Source organism: Gordonia sp. UBA5067 (genome assembly GCF_002414845.1).
Classification (GTDB): domain Bacteria; phylum Actinomycetota; class Actinomycetes; order Mycobacteriales; family Mycobacteriaceae; genus Gordonia; species Gordonia defluvii.
Genome location: NZ_DIAX01000072.1, coordinates 1 through 16320, shown reverse-complemented (window position 1 = coordinate 16320; position 16320 = coordinate 1). Strand labels below are relative to the sequence as shown.

Annotated in this window: 14 protein-coding genes; 11 read left to right on the top strand and 3 right to left on the bottom strand. The window is 68.2% G+C overall.

What is annotated here, in order from left to right:
* Both B4M62_RS12120 and recC read right to left on the bottom strand, forming a co-directional pair.
* The coding region (locus B4M62_RS12120; protein ID WP_290713198.1) for a UvrD-helicase domain-containing protein at positions 1-263 on the bottom strand (263 nt) is incomplete at its 3' end.
* Positions 260-3583 (bottom strand): exodeoxyribonuclease V subunit gamma, encoded by a 3324-nt coding sequence (recC, locus tag B4M62_RS12115; protein WP_290713195.1) that lies wholly within the window; start codon positions 3581-3583, stop codon positions 260-262. The genes B4M62_RS12120 and recC, both read right to left, overlap by 4 nt.
* A 51-nt stretch (positions 3584-3634) precedes the next feature.
* Between recC and B4M62_RS12110 the strand changes: the two genes are divergently transcribed.
* From B4M62_RS12110 to B4M62_RS12100, 3 genes are all read left to right on the top strand, one after another.
* On the top strand, positions 3635-4078 hold the full coding sequence (locus tag B4M62_RS12110; protein ID WP_290713192.1) for an acyl-CoA thioesterase: 444 nt from the start codon (positions 3635-3637) through the stop codon (positions 4076-4078).
* Between the two features lie 247 nt (positions 4079-4325).
* Positions 4326-4925: a GNAT family N-acetyltransferase gene (locus tag B4M62_RS12105; protein ID WP_290713189.1), complete on the top strand. Its 600-nt coding sequence runs from the start codon at positions 4326-4328 to the stop codon at positions 4923-4925.
* A gap of 17 nt (positions 4926-4942) precedes the next feature.
* A complete protein-coding gene (locus B4M62_RS12100; RefSeq protein WP_290713186.1) occupies positions 4943-6364 on the top strand; it encodes an NAD(P)/FAD-dependent oxidoreductase in 1422 nt (473 codons plus the stop codon).
* Positions 6365-6436: 72 nt separating this feature from the next.
* Here the strand turns inward: B4M62_RS12100 and B4M62_RS12095 are convergent, their stop codons facing one another.
* Positions 6437-6859 carry a PaaI family thioesterase gene (locus tag B4M62_RS12095; protein WP_290713182.1) on the bottom strand — a complete coding sequence of 141 codons (423 nt, stop codon included), beginning with the start codon at positions 6857-6859 and terminating at the stop codon, positions 6437-6439.
* 273 nt (positions 6860-7132) lie between these two features.
* Between B4M62_RS12095 and B4M62_RS12090 the strand changes: the two genes are divergently transcribed.
* From B4M62_RS12090 to B4M62_RS12055, 8 genes are all read left to right on the top strand, one after another.
* Positions 7133-7537 carry a BlaI/MecI/CopY family transcriptional regulator gene (locus tag B4M62_RS12090; RefSeq protein WP_290713179.1) on the top strand — a complete coding sequence of 135 codons (405 nt, stop codon included), beginning with the start codon at positions 7133-7135 and terminating at the stop codon, positions 7535-7537.
* Positions 7534-8484 (top strand): M56 family metallopeptidase, encoded by a 951-nt coding sequence (locus tag B4M62_RS12085; RefSeq protein ID WP_290713176.1) that lies wholly within the window; start codon positions 7534-7536, stop codon positions 8482-8484. The genes B4M62_RS12090 and B4M62_RS12085 overlap by 4 nt, the downstream gene beginning before the upstream one ends.
* Positions 8485-8494: 10 nt before the next feature.
* Positions 8495-9937 carry an NADP-dependent phosphogluconate dehydrogenase gene (gene gndA / locus B4M62_RS12080; protein WP_290713173.1) on the top strand — a complete coding sequence of 481 codons (1443 nt, stop codon included), beginning with the start codon at positions 8495-8497 and terminating at the stop codon, positions 9935-9937.
* Positions 9938-9963: 26 nt separating this feature from the next.
* Complete coding sequence (locus tag B4M62_RS12075) at positions 9964-11400, top strand: GuaB1 family IMP dehydrogenase-related protein (RefSeq protein WP_290713170.1); 1437 nt, start codon at positions 9964-9966, stop codon at positions 11398-11400.
* 16 nt (positions 11401-11416) lie between these two features.
* Complete coding sequence (locus B4M62_RS12070) at positions 11417-12829, top strand: hemolysin family protein (RefSeq protein WP_414651836.1); 1413 nt, start codon at positions 11417-11419, stop codon at positions 12827-12829.
* On the top strand, positions 12826-13887 hold the full coding sequence (locus tag B4M62_RS12065) for a hemolysin family protein (RefSeq protein ID WP_290713164.1): 1062 nt from the start codon (positions 12826-12828) through the stop codon (positions 13885-13887). The genes B4M62_RS12070 and B4M62_RS12065 overlap by 4 nt, the downstream gene beginning before the upstream one ends.
* A 3-nt stretch (positions 13888-13890) precedes the next feature.
* The gene (locus tag B4M62_RS12060) at positions 13891-14790 is read left to right on the top strand and encodes a 3-methyladenine DNA glycosylase (protein ID WP_290713161.1); all 900 of its coding nucleotides are present in this window, start codon (positions 13891-13893) and stop codon (positions 14788-14790) included.
* An 81-nt stretch (positions 14791-14871) separates the two neighbouring features.
* The coding region (locus tag B4M62_RS12055; protein ID WP_290713158.1) for a malate synthase G at positions 14872-16320 on the top strand (1449 nt) is incomplete at its 3' end.

Sequence of the window (16320 nt, the reverse complement as noted above, 5' to 3'; positions counted from 1 at the left end):
TCGTCGCCGGACGTGCGGGCCGCTGCTGGATCGGTGAGTGCGAGGGCGCATTCGCGCAGGCGGGTGCGGGTGCGGTCGCGCAACTCGGTCGACGCGGCGTTGGAGAAGGTCGCCATCAGCAGGCGCGAGACCGGGATCCCCTCGGCGATGAAGCGCACGGCCAGGGCCGTGATCGCGTAGGTCTTGCCGGTCCCGGCGCTCGCCTCGAGGACGAGGGTGCCGGTGGGCAGTGCATCGGTCAGGGTGAACGGAGTGGACGTCATTTCTGCGACTCCTGTTGGCGCAGCGGGGCGAAGAGGAGCAGCGCGGCCTGCAGGAAGCCGGACAGTCCATGATGCACCCAGGGGGCGGGGATGCCGAGGTCGGCGGGTACCGAGTCGGCACACTCATCGAAGGACACTGGGGAATCGGGGTCACCGGTGAGCAGCAGCGAGACCGCCTCGTCCTGCACGAACCGGTCGCTGTTAAAGCGTCCGCGGGCGCGATTCGTCGCCTGCTCCGCATTGCCGGTCCGATCGTAGACCTGGGCGGCATGTTCGGCGGCATCCAGCGGCAGCGCAAACGATGAACCGAGCCCGGTATCGCGGAGGGCGACGAGGGCAGCGAGGATGTCCGCGGCATCGTCGACCGGGGTGTAGCGGCGGATGGCGGTGTATGCCCGCTCGCCGCCGATCAGGCAGGCGCCGTTGACCCGCTGCTCACTGCCCGCCGTCAGGGCGAGCAGGGTGATCCAGATTTCCAGCCGCTGCTTGGGTTTGAGGGTGGAATAGGTGACCGTGACGAGCCCGGCGTCATAGATGTTGGGAACGGTCCCGTAGAGGCGACGGCCGCCGGGCAGGTCGACGCGGACGTCGACGGTGCGCGCTGGCCCGCTGCGCTCGGAGGCCGCACGCGCGGCAAGTGCTTCTGCTTTCGCGGCGATGGGGGCGAGAACATCGGCCCCCATCTTGAATGGCGGCAGCGTGCCTCGACGGAGTTCGGCAGCGCGGGCTGCGGCGGGGTCGGCGCCATCGAGCATCGCCGCGAGCAACCGGTCACCAACACCCCAGCGCTCCAGGCCGTCCAGGTCGACGGCGATCTGGTCGGGCACCTCTTCTTCCCGGCGCGGCACCACCATGCCGAGGCGCTGACGGATGAAGCCCTCGGCCGGATTCACGATGAACTTGATCAGGTCGGCGAGGTCGACGTCGTCGGTGGGCGCCGGTGGATACTGCCCGGCCATCGTCGGCCAGGCGATCCCTGGGCTGCGGGTTGCGGTCAACTCGGCGAGGCTGCGGGCACCGGCGAGCAGCGAACGGTCGAAGGAGAACGGGCGCGGCGCGCGGAAGTTCTGACCGTCGAAGGCGTGCAGCGTGTGCTTGCTGATCACGGCCTGGGCGACCCCCTGGCCGGCGACTTGCTCAATCGCGTCGAGGAGTTCGCTCACCACGACCGACGGTGGGACGGCGACCCCGTTGATCGGGTCGGCGCCGGTATAGAAGACGAGGAGGTGATCCTTCGCCGCGACGATGGCGTCAAGGAATGCCTGACGATCCTCGTCGCGCGGCGATCGCTCCCCGACGAGCGGGTCGAGGGCGAGGATGTCGTCCCCGTCGACCGATTGTGTTCGCGGGAAGGCCTCGCCATCCATGCCGAGCAGGATGATCGCGCGGTGCGGGACCGACCGCATCGGCACCATCGAACAGACGGTGAGCTCACCGGTGCAGAAGTTCGACCGGGTCGGAGTCGCTGCAACGAGGTCTTCGATGAGGTCGCGCACATCCGACGGGGCTAGTTCAAGGTCGCCGTTCAGCGAGTCGCGGATCAGCCGAATTGCTTGTGCACGTTGCCATTCCGTCTCGCGATCGGCGGCGGTGAGGTGCTCGACGAGCTCGGTGAGCAACTCTGCCCACGACGAGGCCGAGCGTGGGTCGGCAATTCGCGCGAGCAGCGTGCCAACACGGTCGACAAACTCGGCGAAGCGCCCGACGGCCTCGGTGTCGCTGGAGTCGATGCCGCCCATCGGCAGCGAGGTGCCGAGCCACTGGCCGTCGGCCTCGTCGGCCGCAACCGACAGCAGCAGTCGACTGACCCCGGCCTCGGCGGTGCCCTGCGGGAAGCCGGCCAGGCCGTATCGTGCGCGCTGCGTGGCGTCGATGCCCCAGCGGATATTGGCCCGAACCGCCCACGCGGCAAGATTGTCCAGCTCATCATCGGAGAAATTGAAGCGCCGCCGAACCGGGTCGGCCGCGGCGAGGTCGAGCAGTTCGCTGACCGTCACCCGCCCGACGCCGAGCGCGACCACGCGCAACACCACGTCGAGGACGTCGTTGGTGGCGAGCAGTCCACGGTCAGCGAGGCGCACGCGCAGATCCCCAGCGGGGTGGTCACTGCCGACCCGCCCGAACGCCCCGGTGATCAGTGGCGCGAAGTCTTCGACGTCGGGGCACATGATCAGCACGTCGCGGGGCTCGAGCCCCGGGTTGTCGGCGAAGAGGTGCAGCAGCCGCTCGCGCAGGACCTCGACCTGCCGCTCCCGACCGTGGCAGGCGTGCAGTTCGAGTGAGGTGTCGGCGGTCGGGCCGCCGACGGGATCAGCGAGGTCAGTGCGCAGGGCCGATTGGATCGTGGCGAGAAGGGTCGGCGGTGCCGGGTGGGCCGACGGGCGGTAGTGGTCTTCGCCGATCGTCGCGCCGAGCGATTCCTGTAACTCCTGGACGTCGCGGGACAGGCTCGCCAGCAGCGGATTCGCGACCGGGCGCGGGGTGCGAAGCGCGCGCAGGCGCAGACCGGGGGGCGCCGGATCGGACGCGATCGTCGCCCACAGCGCAGGACTCGGATGCGCTAGGTACAGGCCGACCTCGCGGTTGGCCGCGACGGCGTCGAGTAGTTCGCGCAGCATCTGCGGTATCCGCGTCGGGCCGAAGATCGACAGGCGCAGCGGGAGGTCGATCCGGCCAGGCTCCGCGCGGACCGCGGCGGCGACGTCGTCGAGGATCTCCGCGATGTGCGGCCCCCCGATCTGTTTGCGCACCTCGCGCCACAATCGCGGTTGCCAGGTCTGCGACAACTCGAGCGCGCGCAGCTCGCCGTCGATCAGTGCGCCGCTGGTGTCCTCGCCGCGCGCCCAGCCGGCGATCATCTGTGGGCGCTGCCAGCCGTAGTCGGCGAACAGTCGGGCGATCGTCGACGCGGTGGCCAGTTTGCGGCCGCGCCAGGTGTCATCGCCGGTGGCGTCGATATGGCGGGCGAGCATGGCCAGCGCGGCATCGTCGATGCACTCGTCGAGTGCGGCGAGCACCGGCCAGAGCAGGTTCTCGGCCTGCCACGACTCGGCGTCGACTCCCCGATCAGCGGCGAACGGATCGATCACGCGCCTCAGCAGCTGTGCCGGACTGGGAAAGTCGACATTGGCCGCGATCCCGTCACCTTCCGGTCCCGCTCCCAGCGTGCCCGCGAGTTGCTGCGCCAACCACCGCTCCACGCCGTGCGCGGCGACGGCGACGACTTCGGTGGTCATCGGGTCGGGCAGCGGTGCACTCATCGTCGCGGCGAGCACCTCGACCAGGGTGTCGGCGCACTCGGCGCGGTGGACTGTAAGCATTGCGGCGATCCTATCGGTGGGATCGGACACCACCTCGTTACGCTGCCAGTCATGACCGATGCGCGCGACGAGTTCCCCGTTCACCTGCGCTGGGGCGACATGGATGCGTTGGCCCACATCAACAACGTGCAGATCGCCCGGCTCTTCGAGCAGGCCCGTGTCGAAGCGTTCAACCGCTGGTTCGGCGACGCCCGACGGGGCATTCACCTGTTGGTGGCCCGCCAGGAGATCGAGTACTGCGCGATCCTGCACTACTCCACCGAGCCGGTCCGGATCCGGTGCGCGATCAGTGCGATCGGCCGCGCCTCCTTCGAGTTCGGCTACGAGTTGCTCGACCGGGCCGGAACGGTGTGTGCGATCGCCGAGACCACCGTCGTGACGACGACGCGGGAGGGCGCCACCACCGCCATCCCCGACGAGGTGCGCATGATTCTCGACCAGCACCGGGGCGAACCGGCTCCGTTCCGCCGGCGCCGGAGTGGCACGGCCGGATAAGCGGTGCGCCGCACTGGCCCAAGCACCTCCATCGCGGTCATCGCACACCGAGACACCAGTTCAAAGCGCTCGGCGTCGTCGCGATCGGCCCACTCCTCGGGGTTCTTCATCGGCAGCGTGCGGATGAAGGCCCTAACGCAGTCCGCGGCGCGTTCGATCTTGGTGATGAACCGCGTCCCGCGGAGTTGTCTGGGGTATACCGCCACGACGGCAGTTGCACACCGTGCGACTAATCTAGAGTGGGTGGGTGATCGTCGATACCCCGAGGCTGTGGTTGCGCCCAGTCTTGCCCGACGACGCAGACAACTTCGTCTCCCTCGATTCTGATCCGCTGGTCATGCGCTATGTGAGCGACGGTGAGCCCACGCCGCGCGCACAGATCGTCGACTGGACCATCCCGCGGGCCCGTGCCGAGTACGCCGCACACGGCACCGGGATCTGGACGCTGATCCTCAAGCCGTCGCTGGAGTTCGCCGGCTGGGTCGCGCTTCGCCGCCCGCGTCACGGCGGGCAGCGCCGCGAGTTGGAGTTGTCCTACCGATTGCCCCGCGAGGTGTGGGGACAGGGCTTGGCCACCGAGGCGGCCCGCGCGATGCTCGCCGCGGCGTTCGCCGGCGTGCCCCCTGAACGCGTCTTCGCCGGGGCTGCACCGGACAACGTCGCGTCATTGCGCGTGTTGCGCAAGATCGGCATGCGCATCACGCCTGCGCTCACCGACGAGAGTGCCGGTGGCGATATCGAATTCGAGATCCTGCGCCACCATTGGCTCATGCGCTCCGGCGGTGGCTATGCCCCCGAGCGCCACCATGGGCGGCATCGCCTGCCCGACGCGCTGCCCGGGGCCTGAGACGATAAGGTTGGCGGGTGACCACGAGTGACATCCCAACCAGCCCCGCTCGGCACCACGTCGTTATCATCGGCTCCGGATTCGGCGGCCTGTTCGCCGCCCAGCGTCTCAAACGCGCCGATGTCGACATCACGCTGATCGCCCGCACCACCCACCACCTGTTCCAGCCGATGTTGTACCAGGTCGCCACCGGCATTGTGTCCGAGGGCGAAATCGCGCCGGCGACTCGCATCATCCTGCGCGACCAGAAGAACGTGACCGTGCTCCTCGGGGACGTCTTCGACCTGGACGTCGATGCCCGAACCGTGACGTCGCGCCTGCTGGAACGGGTGACCGTAACGCCATACGACAGTCTGATCATTGCCGCCGGCGCCGATCAGTCCTACTTCGGGAATGATCAGTTCGCCGAGTACGCCCCCGGCATGAAGACCATCGACCACGCGCTCGAGTTGCGCGGCCGAATCCTCGGCGCCTTCGAACAGGCCGAACTATCCGACGACCCGGTCGAGCGCGAGAAGCTGCTCACCTTCGTCGTCATCGGCGCAGGCCCGACCGGGGTCGAAATGGCGGGGCAAATCGCGGAAATGGCCGAACGAACCCTCAAGGGCTCATTCCGCCACATCGATCCGACGAAGGCGCGTGTCATCTTGCTCGACGCCGCGCCCGCGGTGCTCACGCCATTCGGCCCGAAACTGAGCGCGAAAGCTCAGAAGCGCCTAGAGAAGCTCGGCGTTGAGATCCAGCTCAACGCCATGGTCACCAACCTCGACTACGACGGCATCGAGGTGAAGGACTCCGACGGCACCGTCCGCCGGATCGAGGCGCAGTGCAAGGTGTGGTCCGCCGGGGTCCAGGCGAGTTCGTTGGGCAAGGTCCTCGCCGAGGAGACCGGCGTCGAACTCGACCGTGCCGGACGTGTGAAGGTCGGGCCCGATCTGACGGTGCCCGGTCACACGAATGTCTTCGTGGCCGGCGACATGATGGCGGTCGACGGTGTTCCCGGCGTTGCGCAGGGCGCGATCCAGGGCGGTCGCTACGCCGCGGATGCGATCACGGCCGGGCTGCGCGGACAGACTCCAGACCAGCGCAAACCCTTCTCGTACTTCGACAAGGGCTCGATGGCCACGATTTCGCGGTACGCCGCGGTCATGCAGGTTCCGCTCCCGTTTACCAAGAAGAAGTTCGAGACCGAGGGCTACTTCGCCTGGCTCGGCTGGCTTGCGCTGCACCTGGTGTACCTGGTCGGCTTCCGCAACCGATTGAACACCTTCATCAACTGGTTCTTCGCGTTCACCACTCGCGGCCGTACCCAGCTTGCGGTGACCGAGCAACAGGTTTACGCCCGCACGGCGATGGGCGCGCTCTCCGCGCTGGAGCGTCGCGAGGCCGAGGAGATCCAGGAGAAGCTCGCCCGAGCCCAGCGCAGGCAGGGCGCATAGTCCGGTTCGGGACGCACCCCAGCGCCGGCGCTGGCGCCCATGTCTGGGCGCTGGCGTCGGCGCTGGCGTCACCTACGACGGAACAGGCACGTTCTGCAGGCGCACGCGGCCCTGGGCCAGCAACGTGCCGTCGGTCAGTGTCATGTCGACCTGCCAGAGTTGCTGCCGCCTGCCGCGGTGCACCGGCGTCGAGCGGGCCACGATCGTGCCTTCGGACACCGACTTGAGGAAGTCGGTGCTGTTGTTCACGCCCACCGCGGTTCCGCCGATCCCCGTCTGCTCAAGCCAGAGGAACCCCGAAACGCTCGCGACGCTCTCCGCCATCGCGCAGTAGACGCCGCCGTGAACGATCCCGAACGGCTGGTGATGAATCGGCGAGATCGCGATCTCGGCAACCAGGCCATCGCCGGTTCCTTCGAGGATGCGCATGCCCAACTGGGCGTCAAGGCCCGTCGCCAAGGAGAGATCAGTACCCGGTGTTGTGTGTTCGCTCATGGGTCTCAGGCTAGCGCGACACCCTCCCCGCGCCGACGACTCCGGCAGGCCCCGCGTTCTCCTACGACGCGGGGCCTGCCGTGCCACGTGGATCGGGGGGTCGCTGCAGCCCTCAGGACGCTCACTCAATCCGCGCTGCCAATAATGTAGGCTAGCCTTACCTTGTTGTCAATCCAATGCACGCGAACGATCGAGAACCCGGGAGCAGCGATGACCGCCACCATGGATGCCCGCACCACACCGATCCGCTCGGACCGCGCGCGAATCGGTAGAATGAGAAAGGTGAATGGGTTGGGCGATCTCGAGCGGGCGGTCATGGACACGCTCTGGGACTCGAACGCCCCCCAGACCGTCCGCCAGGTGCACGAGTCGCTCAATCGCTCTCGCAGCCTCGCCTACACGACGGTCATGACCGTGCTGCAGCGCCTGGCCAAGAAGGGCCTTGTCACCCAGATCCGCGACGATCGTGCGCACACGTATCAAGCCGCACACCAGCGCGAGGATCTCGTGGCGAGCCTGATGGTTGACGTTCTCGACTCCGCCGACGCGCCCGGCTCCCGTGAAGCTGCACTGGTGTCCTTCGTCGGCCAAGTCAGCGCCGACGAAGTCGCGGCCCTGCGGTTCGCGCTCGACGATCTCGCCGCACGCCACGTCGACCATCCCACCGATCCGACGTGACCGCTGTCGCGTTCGGCCTCCTGTGCCTGCTTCTCGTCGGACCGGTGCCCGAGCGACTGTCCCGCGCACAGTGGCCGATGCGCGCTCCGCGTGCCGCCATGACACTGTGGCAGGCCGTCGCCCTCGCCGCCATTCTCTCCGCCTTCAGCGCCGGCATCGCGATCGCGGCCAACCTCGTGCGCCCCGGGGCGGACGGCGCCCCGACGGCGAGCCTGCCGACCGACATCAGCCGGCTCGGCTGGCCGGCGTGGCTGATGTCGGTGGGCGCCCTCGCCGCCACCGCGGTGATAGCGGCACGACTGGCGATCACCACGATCAGGGTCGGCGTGCGGACACGCGCGCGCCGCGCAGCCCACCGCCAGCTCGTCGACCTACTCGCCTCAGCCGACGAGCCACCCGTGGGCGACGGGCATCCGCTGCGCGATCGCCACATCCGTCGGCTGGCCGTCGAGCAGCCACTGGCCTACTGCCTACCCGGACGCCACCGGCGGGTCGTCGTGACCAGTGGCGCGCTCGCCCGCCTCTCCGACGACGAGCTGCGTGCAGTGCTGGCCCACGAGCACGCCCACCTGCGCGCCCGCCACGACCTCGTCCTGGAAGCATTCCTTGCACTGCAGGCTGCCTTTCCGCGGTTCGTGCGCAGCAAGTCGGCACTGGGGTCGGTGCAGCTGCTCGCCGAAGCACTCGCCGACGATCAGGCGGTGCGGACCACCAGCCCGACCACCCTCGCGCGCGCCCTCGTCACCGTCTCCGACTCGACGGCACCGGCCGGCGCGCTGGCCGTCGGCGGTTCGACGACTCTCACGCGCATCACCCGCCTGGCCGCGCCGAACTCGACCCGCGTCGCGCTGGTTGCCTATGGCGCCGCCGCTGCGTTGATCATCGTCCCCACCCTCGCAGTCGCCATCCCGTGGCTGGGCGAATTGTCCCGACTCCTCGACCGTTAGGCTGACTCTCATGACCGCGCCTTCACCCACCGCCCAGATCGGGGTCACCGGCCTCGCCGTGATGGGCTCCAACATCGCCCGCAACTTCGCCCGCAACGGGTACTCGGTGGCGGTGCACAATCGCTCCATCGCCAAGACTGACGCCCTGATCGCCGACCACGGCGGCGAAGGCAATTTCGTACGGGCCGAGACGATGGCCGACTTCGCCGCCGCCCTACAGCGGCCGCGCCGGGCGCTGATCATGGTCCAGGCCGGCGATGCGACTGACGCCGTGATCGAGGAGATCGCCGCGGTGTTCGAGCCGGGCGACATCATCATCGACGGCGGCAATGCGCTCTACACCGACACCATCCGCCGCGAGGCCAGTCTCGCCGAGCGCGGCCTGCTGTTCATCGGTGCCGGCATTTCCGGTGGTGAAGAAGGGGCACTTCTCGGACCGTCAATCATGCCGGGCGGCCCGGCCGAGTCCTACGCGGCCGTCGGACCAATGCTGGAAAAGGTCGCCGCCCAGGTCGACGGTGAGCCCTGCTGCACCCACATCGGCCCGGACGGCAGCGGCCACTTCGTCAAGATGGTGCACAACGGCATCGAGTACGCCGACATGCAACTCATCGGCGAGGCCTACGATCTGATGCGCAAGGCGCTCGACATGCCCGTCGCCGAGATCGGGACGGTCTTCAAAGCCTGGAACGATACCGAGTTGGCCAGCTACCTCATCGAGATCACCGCCGATGTCCTCGCGCAGGTCGACGCCGCCACCGGCAAGCCCCTCGTCGACGTGATCGTCGACGAGGCCGGCCAGAAGGGTACTGGGCGCTGGACCGTGAAGTCGGCCTTGGACCTGGGGATTCCGGTCACCGGGATCGCCGAGGCCGTGTTTGCCCGCGCGTTGTCGAGTTCGCGCACCCAGCGCGACGCCGCCGCCGGACTCGCCGCAGGAACACTGGCCCCCCCACCTGCAGACGCCGCGGCCTTCATCGATGACATCAGGGCCGCGCTCTACGCGTCGAAGGTCATTGCCTATGCGCAGGGCTTCGATCAGATTTCAGCGGGTAGCCGCGAGTACGGGTGGAACGTCAATCCAGGGGCCCTCGCGACGATCTGGCGTGGCGGCTGCATCATCCGCGCACAGTTCCTCAACCGGATCCGCGAGGCTTACCAGGAGCACCCGGAACTGCCGTCATTGCTGCTCGCGCCCTATTTCCGCGATGCCGTCGAGTCGGGCATCGACTCCTGGCGCCGCGTCGTGGCGACGGCGGCAACCATGGGCATCCCGGTGCCCGCGTTCGGATCCTCGCTCGCCTACTACGACGGGTTGCGCGCCGAGCGCCTGCCCGCCGCGCTGACCCAGGGCCTGCGCGACTACTTCGGTGCCCACACCTATCGCCGTATCGACGCCGAGGGCAGCTTCCACACCCTGTGGAGCAGTGACCGCTCCGAGATCACCGCCTGATTCCGGACGACCACGCCGAGCCGCCGATGCGCTTCCACGCAGGGAACCGACCCGACTTCGACCTGACCTACGACGACGTCTTCATCATCCCGAATCGGTCCGATGTCGCGTCGCGCTTCGACGTCGACATGGCCACCGTCGACGGCTCCGGGACGACCATCCCCATCGTGGTGGCAAACATGACCGCCGTGGCGGGACGACGAATGGCCGAAACAGTCGCCCGCCGCGGCGGGCTCGTCGTCCTCCCCCAGGACCTGCCGATTCCCGCGGCGACCGAGCAGATCGCCTACGTCAAATCGCGCGACCTCGTCGCCGATACCCCGGTGATCCTGTCGCCCGAAAACTCGATCGCCGAGGCGCAGGCGCTGCTGACCAAGCGCGCGCATGGCGCCGCCGTCGTCATCGATGACGACTGGCGCCCGCTCGGGCTGATCACCGAGGCATCGTTCGCCGGGGTCGATCGATTTACCCGCGTGCGCGCGGTGCTCGACCCCGACGTCCTCCGACTCGACGCCACGACGGCGCCCCGGACCGTGTTCGACACGCTGGTGGAACGGCATTCCGAGGTGGCGGTGGCAATCTCGGCGACCGGACGGTTGGTCGGCGTGCTGACCAAGGTCGGTGCGTTGCGCGCCGGGATCTATTCCCCCGCCGTCGATGCCGACGGACGTCTGCGCGTCGCGGCCGCCGTCGGGATCAACGGCGACGTCGTCGCGCGCGCCGAACAACTGGCCGCCGCCGGCGCCGACGCCCTGGTGATCGACACCGCGCACGGACACCAGGAGAAGATGATCACTGCCCTGCGGGCGGTCGCCGCGGCGCGCCTCGATGTCCCACTCGTCGCCGGCAACGTCGTGTCCGCCGGGGCCACCCGTGACCTGATCGAGGCGGGTGCCGCCATCGTGAAGGTCGGGGTCGGCCCTGGCGCCATGTGCACTACGCGGATGGTTACCGGCGTTGGCCGGCCACAGTTTTCCGCCGTCGTCGAATGCGCTGCCGCCGCGCGCGAACTCGGCGCGCACGTCTGGGCCGATGGCGGAGTGCGGCACCCTCGCGACGTGGCGCTGGCGATCGCCGCGGGCGCCGCCAACGTGATGATCGGATCGTGGTTCGCCGGCACCTACGAAGCGCCGGGCGAACTCCTCGTCGACGAGCACGGCCCGTACAAGGAGGGCTTCGGGATGGCCTCCAAACGGGCCGTGGCAGCGCGCTCCAGCGACGACAACGCCTATGATCGGGCCCGCAAGTCCTTGTTCGAGGAAGGGATCTCCAGCTCGCGGATTCGTGTCGACCCGGCCCGCCCGGGCGTCGAGGACCTCATCGACCAGATCTGCTCCGGGGTCCGGTCCACGGCCACCTACACCGGCGCGCGCAGCCTGCCCGACCTGCACGAAAAGGTCGTGCTGGGCATTCAGTCGGCAGCGGGATTCGCCGAGGGCCGTCCCCTTCCGGGCGGGTGGTGACACCGCCATGGACTGGGTGGCCATAGCCGCGACGACCGCGGCGGTGATCGGATTCATCGCCCTGACGATGGGGACCGCGGTCTTCGTGGCCGCCGAGTTCTCCCTCACCGCGCTGGAGCGCTCGACAGTAACCGACGACGTCGCCACCCGCGGCGACCGGCGTTCCCGCCAGGTCGAGCGCGCGCACAAGACCCTGTCGTTTCAGCTGTCCGGTGCCCAACTCGGCATCACCATCACGACGCTGATCACCGGCTATCTCGCCGAACCGGTTCTGGCTCAGTTCATCAACCCCGCGTTGAGCACCCTGCGCATTCCGCCGGGATGGCACGGCAGCCTGACGGCGGCGCTGGCACTCGTCCTGGCCACCTCCCTGTCGATGGTGCTCGGCGAACTCATCCCGAAGAATCTCGCCATTGCCCTGCCATTGGCCACCGCACGTCTCACGGCCGCGCCGATGGTGGCATTCTCGGCGGTCTTCCGGTGGGCCATCAGAGGGTTGAACGGTGCGGCGAACTGGCTGGTGCGGCGCCTGGGCATCGAGCCGGCGGAGGAACTCGCCTCCGCACGCTCACCGCAGGAACTCGCGTCACTGGTGCGCAACTCGGCGCGGCACGGCGCCATCGACGCCGACACCGCGGTGCTCGTCGACCGCTCGCTGAGGTTCGGCGAGCTCACCGCCGAGGATTTGATGACCCCGCGCGTCCGGGTCACCACCCTGGGCCCCGACGACACCGTCGACGACCTGGTGCGCGTCGCCGCCGACACCGGGCACAGCCGATTCCCGGTATGCCACGAAGGCGATCTGGACAATCTGATCGGAGTCGTGCACATCAAGCAGGCATTCTCGGTGCCACACGCCGAACTGCGCACCACCCGCCTCGGCACGCTGGTGTGGCCGGCGGCCACCGTCCCGGCCAGCCTCGACGGCGACGCCGTTGTCGAGCAGCTCGCCGTCGGTGGCCTTGAAGTGTGCGTCGTCATCGACGAGTACGGCGGCACCGCCGGGATCGTCACCACCGAGGATGTGATCGAGGAGATCGTCGGCCCGGTCACCGACGAACATGACGACGAGAATGCCGCCGTCGCCCCCGATGGGGACGGCTATCTGTGCTCGGGCCTGCTGCGGCTCGACGAACTCGACACGGCAATCGGGCTGCGCGCCCCCGAGGGGGCCTACGACACGCTGGGCGGACTCGTCATGTTCCACCTCGGACGAATCCCGGCCACCGGCGACGAAGTCACCCTGGTGTCGCTGCCCCGAGGCGGCGATGAGGACGACGAAACCGGCGACGGGGGTGAGCGGTCTACCGTCGACCGGAGTTGGCGCGCCCGCGTCACCGCGATGGACGGTCGCCGTATCGACACGGTGTCGTTGCAGCCACTCGCCACCAGCGGCGAGAGTCTCCGCGATGATGAGGTGCCGACATGAGCGACTGGGTCGGCCTCGCCCTGACAGTGCTGTTGTTGGCCGCCAATGCCTTCTTCGTGGCCGCCGAGTTTTCGTTGATCTCGGCCCGCCGCGACCGCCTCGAAGCCCTCGAGGAGGATGGGTTCTCGCGCGCCCGTACCGTCATCCGCGCCTCTGAGCGTCTCTCGGTGATGCTCGCCGGCGCACAATTAGGCATCACGATCTGTTCCATCCTGCTCGGCCGAATCGGCGAGCCGGCCATCGCCCACCTGTTGGGGCAGCCACTGCAGTGGGCATCAGTACCGGACAGCCTCCTCCACCCGATCAGCTTCACCGTCTCACTGACGCTGGTCGTGATCCTGCACATCCTGCTCGGCGAGATGGTCCCGAAGAACATCGCCCTCGCCGGCCCGGAGCGTTCGGCCATGCTGCTGGTTCCGGTCCACCTGATGTTCGTCCGGCTCGCCCGCCCAGTCATCGCGTTCTACAACCTGCTCGCCAACCTCTCGCTGCGCGCCCTGCGGGTCACCCCACGCGATGAACTTGATTCGACTGTTTCCCAGGCCGAGCTCGCCGTCATGATCAGTGATTCGCGTGACGAGGGTCTCCTCGACGACGAGGAGCACCAGCGACTGACGCGTGCCCTCGCCAGTGTTGGCCGGACTGTCGCCGATGTGATGATTCCGCTGACCCGGCTGCGGTGCGTCGACGCCGCCCCGGGACAAAGCGGACCCACTCTGCGCAGCGTAGAGGATGCGGTCGCCGAAACCGGCTACTCGCGCTTCCCCGTGCGGGGCGACGACGGCACCCTCACCGGATACCTACATCTGAAGGACGTGCTGGGGGCGATCGTGGACGACGCGCGCGGGCCGGAAACGATTATCGGCGCTGAGCAGATCCATCCCCTCCCGCTACTCAGCGCCACCACCATGCTCGACGACGCGATGACCGACATGCGGCGCACCAGCTCACATCTGGCGGCGGTGGTGGACGATGGCCATACCGCCGGTCTGGTCGCCTTGGCCGATCTCGTCGAAGACCTGCTCGGTACCGTCCGCGATGCGACCCACCGGGTCTGAGCCGTGCCACAGTCACCGTCTACCGACCGGCTCAGCGTGCTGTCGGCCGCGCACTGGTCGGCCGCCGCGGCGCGGCACCGTCAGCGGATCGACGCCGTGGTCGGCGACTACCTCACCGACCGTCGGCAGGGCGGCAGCCATCCCGTCGTCGACTTCCTATTCACCTACTATCCCTACCGGCCGGCCCAGTTGCGCCGCTGGCATCCCGGTTACGGGACGCTTCTGGCCGACCCGCCCAGCGGCGCACACCCCTACGCCGGTGCCCGTGGCTACCGCGGGACGCACGGCGGGGTCACCGTCGGTCATGACTACTTGCGCCAGCGCGAACGCACCCTGCGCACGACGGGTGCGCTCCTCGCGGCCACCGCCGGCCGGCCACCGCGCTTCGGGTGCTTCGGCCTACACGAGTGGGCGATGGTGTACCGAACCGATACACCGCGGCACCGGGTGCCGCTAAGGCTGGGTACGGCGGGCACCGATGCCGTCGTCGAGGCCAATCAACTTCTCTGCAGCCACTTCGACGCCTTCCGCTTCTTCGCCGGCGAGGCGCGCGGGCGCAACGCGACCGCGCTCACCCGTGACACCCAACTCGACCACGAACAACCGGGTTGCCTGCACGCGACGATGGATCTCTATCGCGTCGGGGCGAAACTCAGCCCGCTGGTGGACTCGAATCTGGTCGCCGACGCCTTCGACCTCGCGTACCGGGCCCGTGAGGTCGACATGCGGGCCAGCCCCTACGACCTCGCCGACCTCGGCTACCCGCCGATCCCCATCGAGACGGCCGCGGGAAAGGCCATGTATCTGCGCGAGCAGCAAGCGATCGCCGACGCCGGCTCGGGGCTGCGCGACCGGCTGCTCGACACCGTTCGCGGGCTCCTCGACCAGCTCCCTTCGAGCTAGTGCGAAGTAGTAGCATGTACTCGGCGCCGTACACGGATCACCTGCGCTTATGTGCCTCGTTACCCCCTAAGAAAGGCTGACATGTCTGACCGCGTCACCGTCCACGACCTCCAGGTATCACCGGTCCTCTACGACTTCATCAACACCGAAGCGTTGCCCGGCACCGGCGTAGACCCCGACGCGTTCTGGACGGGCGCGGCCGACGTCGTCAACACCTACGCGCCCCGCAACCGCGAACTGCTGACCGTTCGCGACGAGCTGCAGGCCAAGATCGACCAGTGGCACCACGAGCATCCCGCCGTCGACGGCCGGGTCGACTTCGACACCTACAAGCAGTTCCTCACCGATATCGGCTACCTCGTGACCCCGCCGGCGGATTTCGAGATCCAAACGACCGGCGTCGACACCGAGATCTCGCAGACGGCTGGTCCGCAGCTCGTCGTTCCGATCCTGAACGCGCGCTTCGCGCTGAATGCCGCCAATGCGCGCTGGGGCTCGCTCTACGACGCGCTCTACGGCACCGACGTGATCGCGGAGTCCGGCGGCGCCGAGCGGGGCAAGGGATATAACCAGGTCCGCGGCGATAAGGTCATCGCCTACGCCAAACGCTTCCTCGACACCGCGATCCCCCTGGAGGAGGGCAGCCACGCCGACGCGACGCGCTATGTGATCGACGGCAACAAGGTGATCGTCGTCCTCGGCGATGACGAACTGACCACGACTTTCGCCGACCCGACCGTCTTCGTCGGCTATCGCGGCGACGCCCTCGCGCCGACGTCGATCCTGTTGCGCCACAATGGGCTGCACATCGACATCCTCTTCGACGCGACGTCGCCGGTAGGTTCCACCGACAAGGCCGGGATCGCTGATGTCGAAATGGAGTCGGCGATCACCACCATCATGGACTTCGAAGACTCGGTGGCGGCCGTCGACGCCGACGACAAAGTGGTGGGCTACCGCAACTGGCTCGGCCTCAACCGCGGCGATCTCGCCGAGGAGGTCGCCAAGGGTGGCAAGACCTTCACCCGCGTCTTGCACCCGAACCGGGTCTACACCGCACCCGACGGCTCCGACGTGGAACTGCACGGCCGGTCGCTGCTGTTCGTGCGCAACGTCGGGCACCTGATGACCAACCCGGCAATTCTCGACGCGGACGGCAACGAGGTGCCCGAGGGCATCCTCGACGCACTGGTCACCGGACTAATAGGCAAGCACGGGCTGTCCACCGAAGGCCTCCAGAACTCGCGCACCGGGTCGATCTACATTGTGAAGCCAAAGATGCACGGACCCGATGAGGTGGCGTTCACCAGCGACCTGTTCGGCGCCGTCGAAGAGGTCATCGATGTGCCGCGCAATACGCTCAAGGTCGGCATCATGGACGAGGAGCGCCGCACCACGGCGAACCTCAAGGCCGCAATCAAGGCCGCACAGGACCGCGTCGTGTTCATCAACACCGGATTCCTCGACCGCACCGGCGACGAGATCCACACCTCCATGGAGGCCGGCCCGATGATCCGCAAGGGCGACATG

What these genes read in the sequence shown, in the direction of transcription:
- recC (WP_290713195.1), bottom strand. Translation starts at nt 3,583, where the DNA reads ATGCTTACAGTCCACCGCGCCGAGTGCGCCGACACCCTGGTCGAGGTG.
- B4M62_RS12110 (WP_290713192.1), top strand. Translation starts at nt 3,635, where the DNA reads ATGACCGATGCGCGCGACGAGTTCCCCGTTCACCTGCGCTGGGGCGAC.
- B4M62_RS12095 (WP_290713182.1), bottom strand. Translation starts at nt 6,859, where the DNA reads ATGAGCGAACACACAACACCGGGTACTGATCTCTCCTTGGCGACGGGC.
- B4M62_RS12090 (WP_290713179.1), top strand. Translation starts at nt 7,133, where the DNA reads ATGAGAAAGGTGAATGGGTTGGGCGATCTCGAGCGGGCGGTCATGGAC.
- gndA (WP_290713173.1), top strand. Translation starts at nt 8,495, where the DNA reads ATGACCGCGCCTTCACCCACCGCCCAGATCGGGGTCACCGGCCTCGCC.
- B4M62_RS12075 (WP_290713170.1), top strand. Translation starts at nt 9,964, where the DNA reads ATGCGCTTCCACGCAGGGAACCGACCCGACTTCGACCTGACCTACGAC.
- B4M62_RS12065 (WP_290713164.1), top strand. Translation starts at nt 12,826, where the DNA reads ATGAGCGACTGGGTCGGCCTCGCCCTGACAGTGCTGTTGTTGGCCGCC.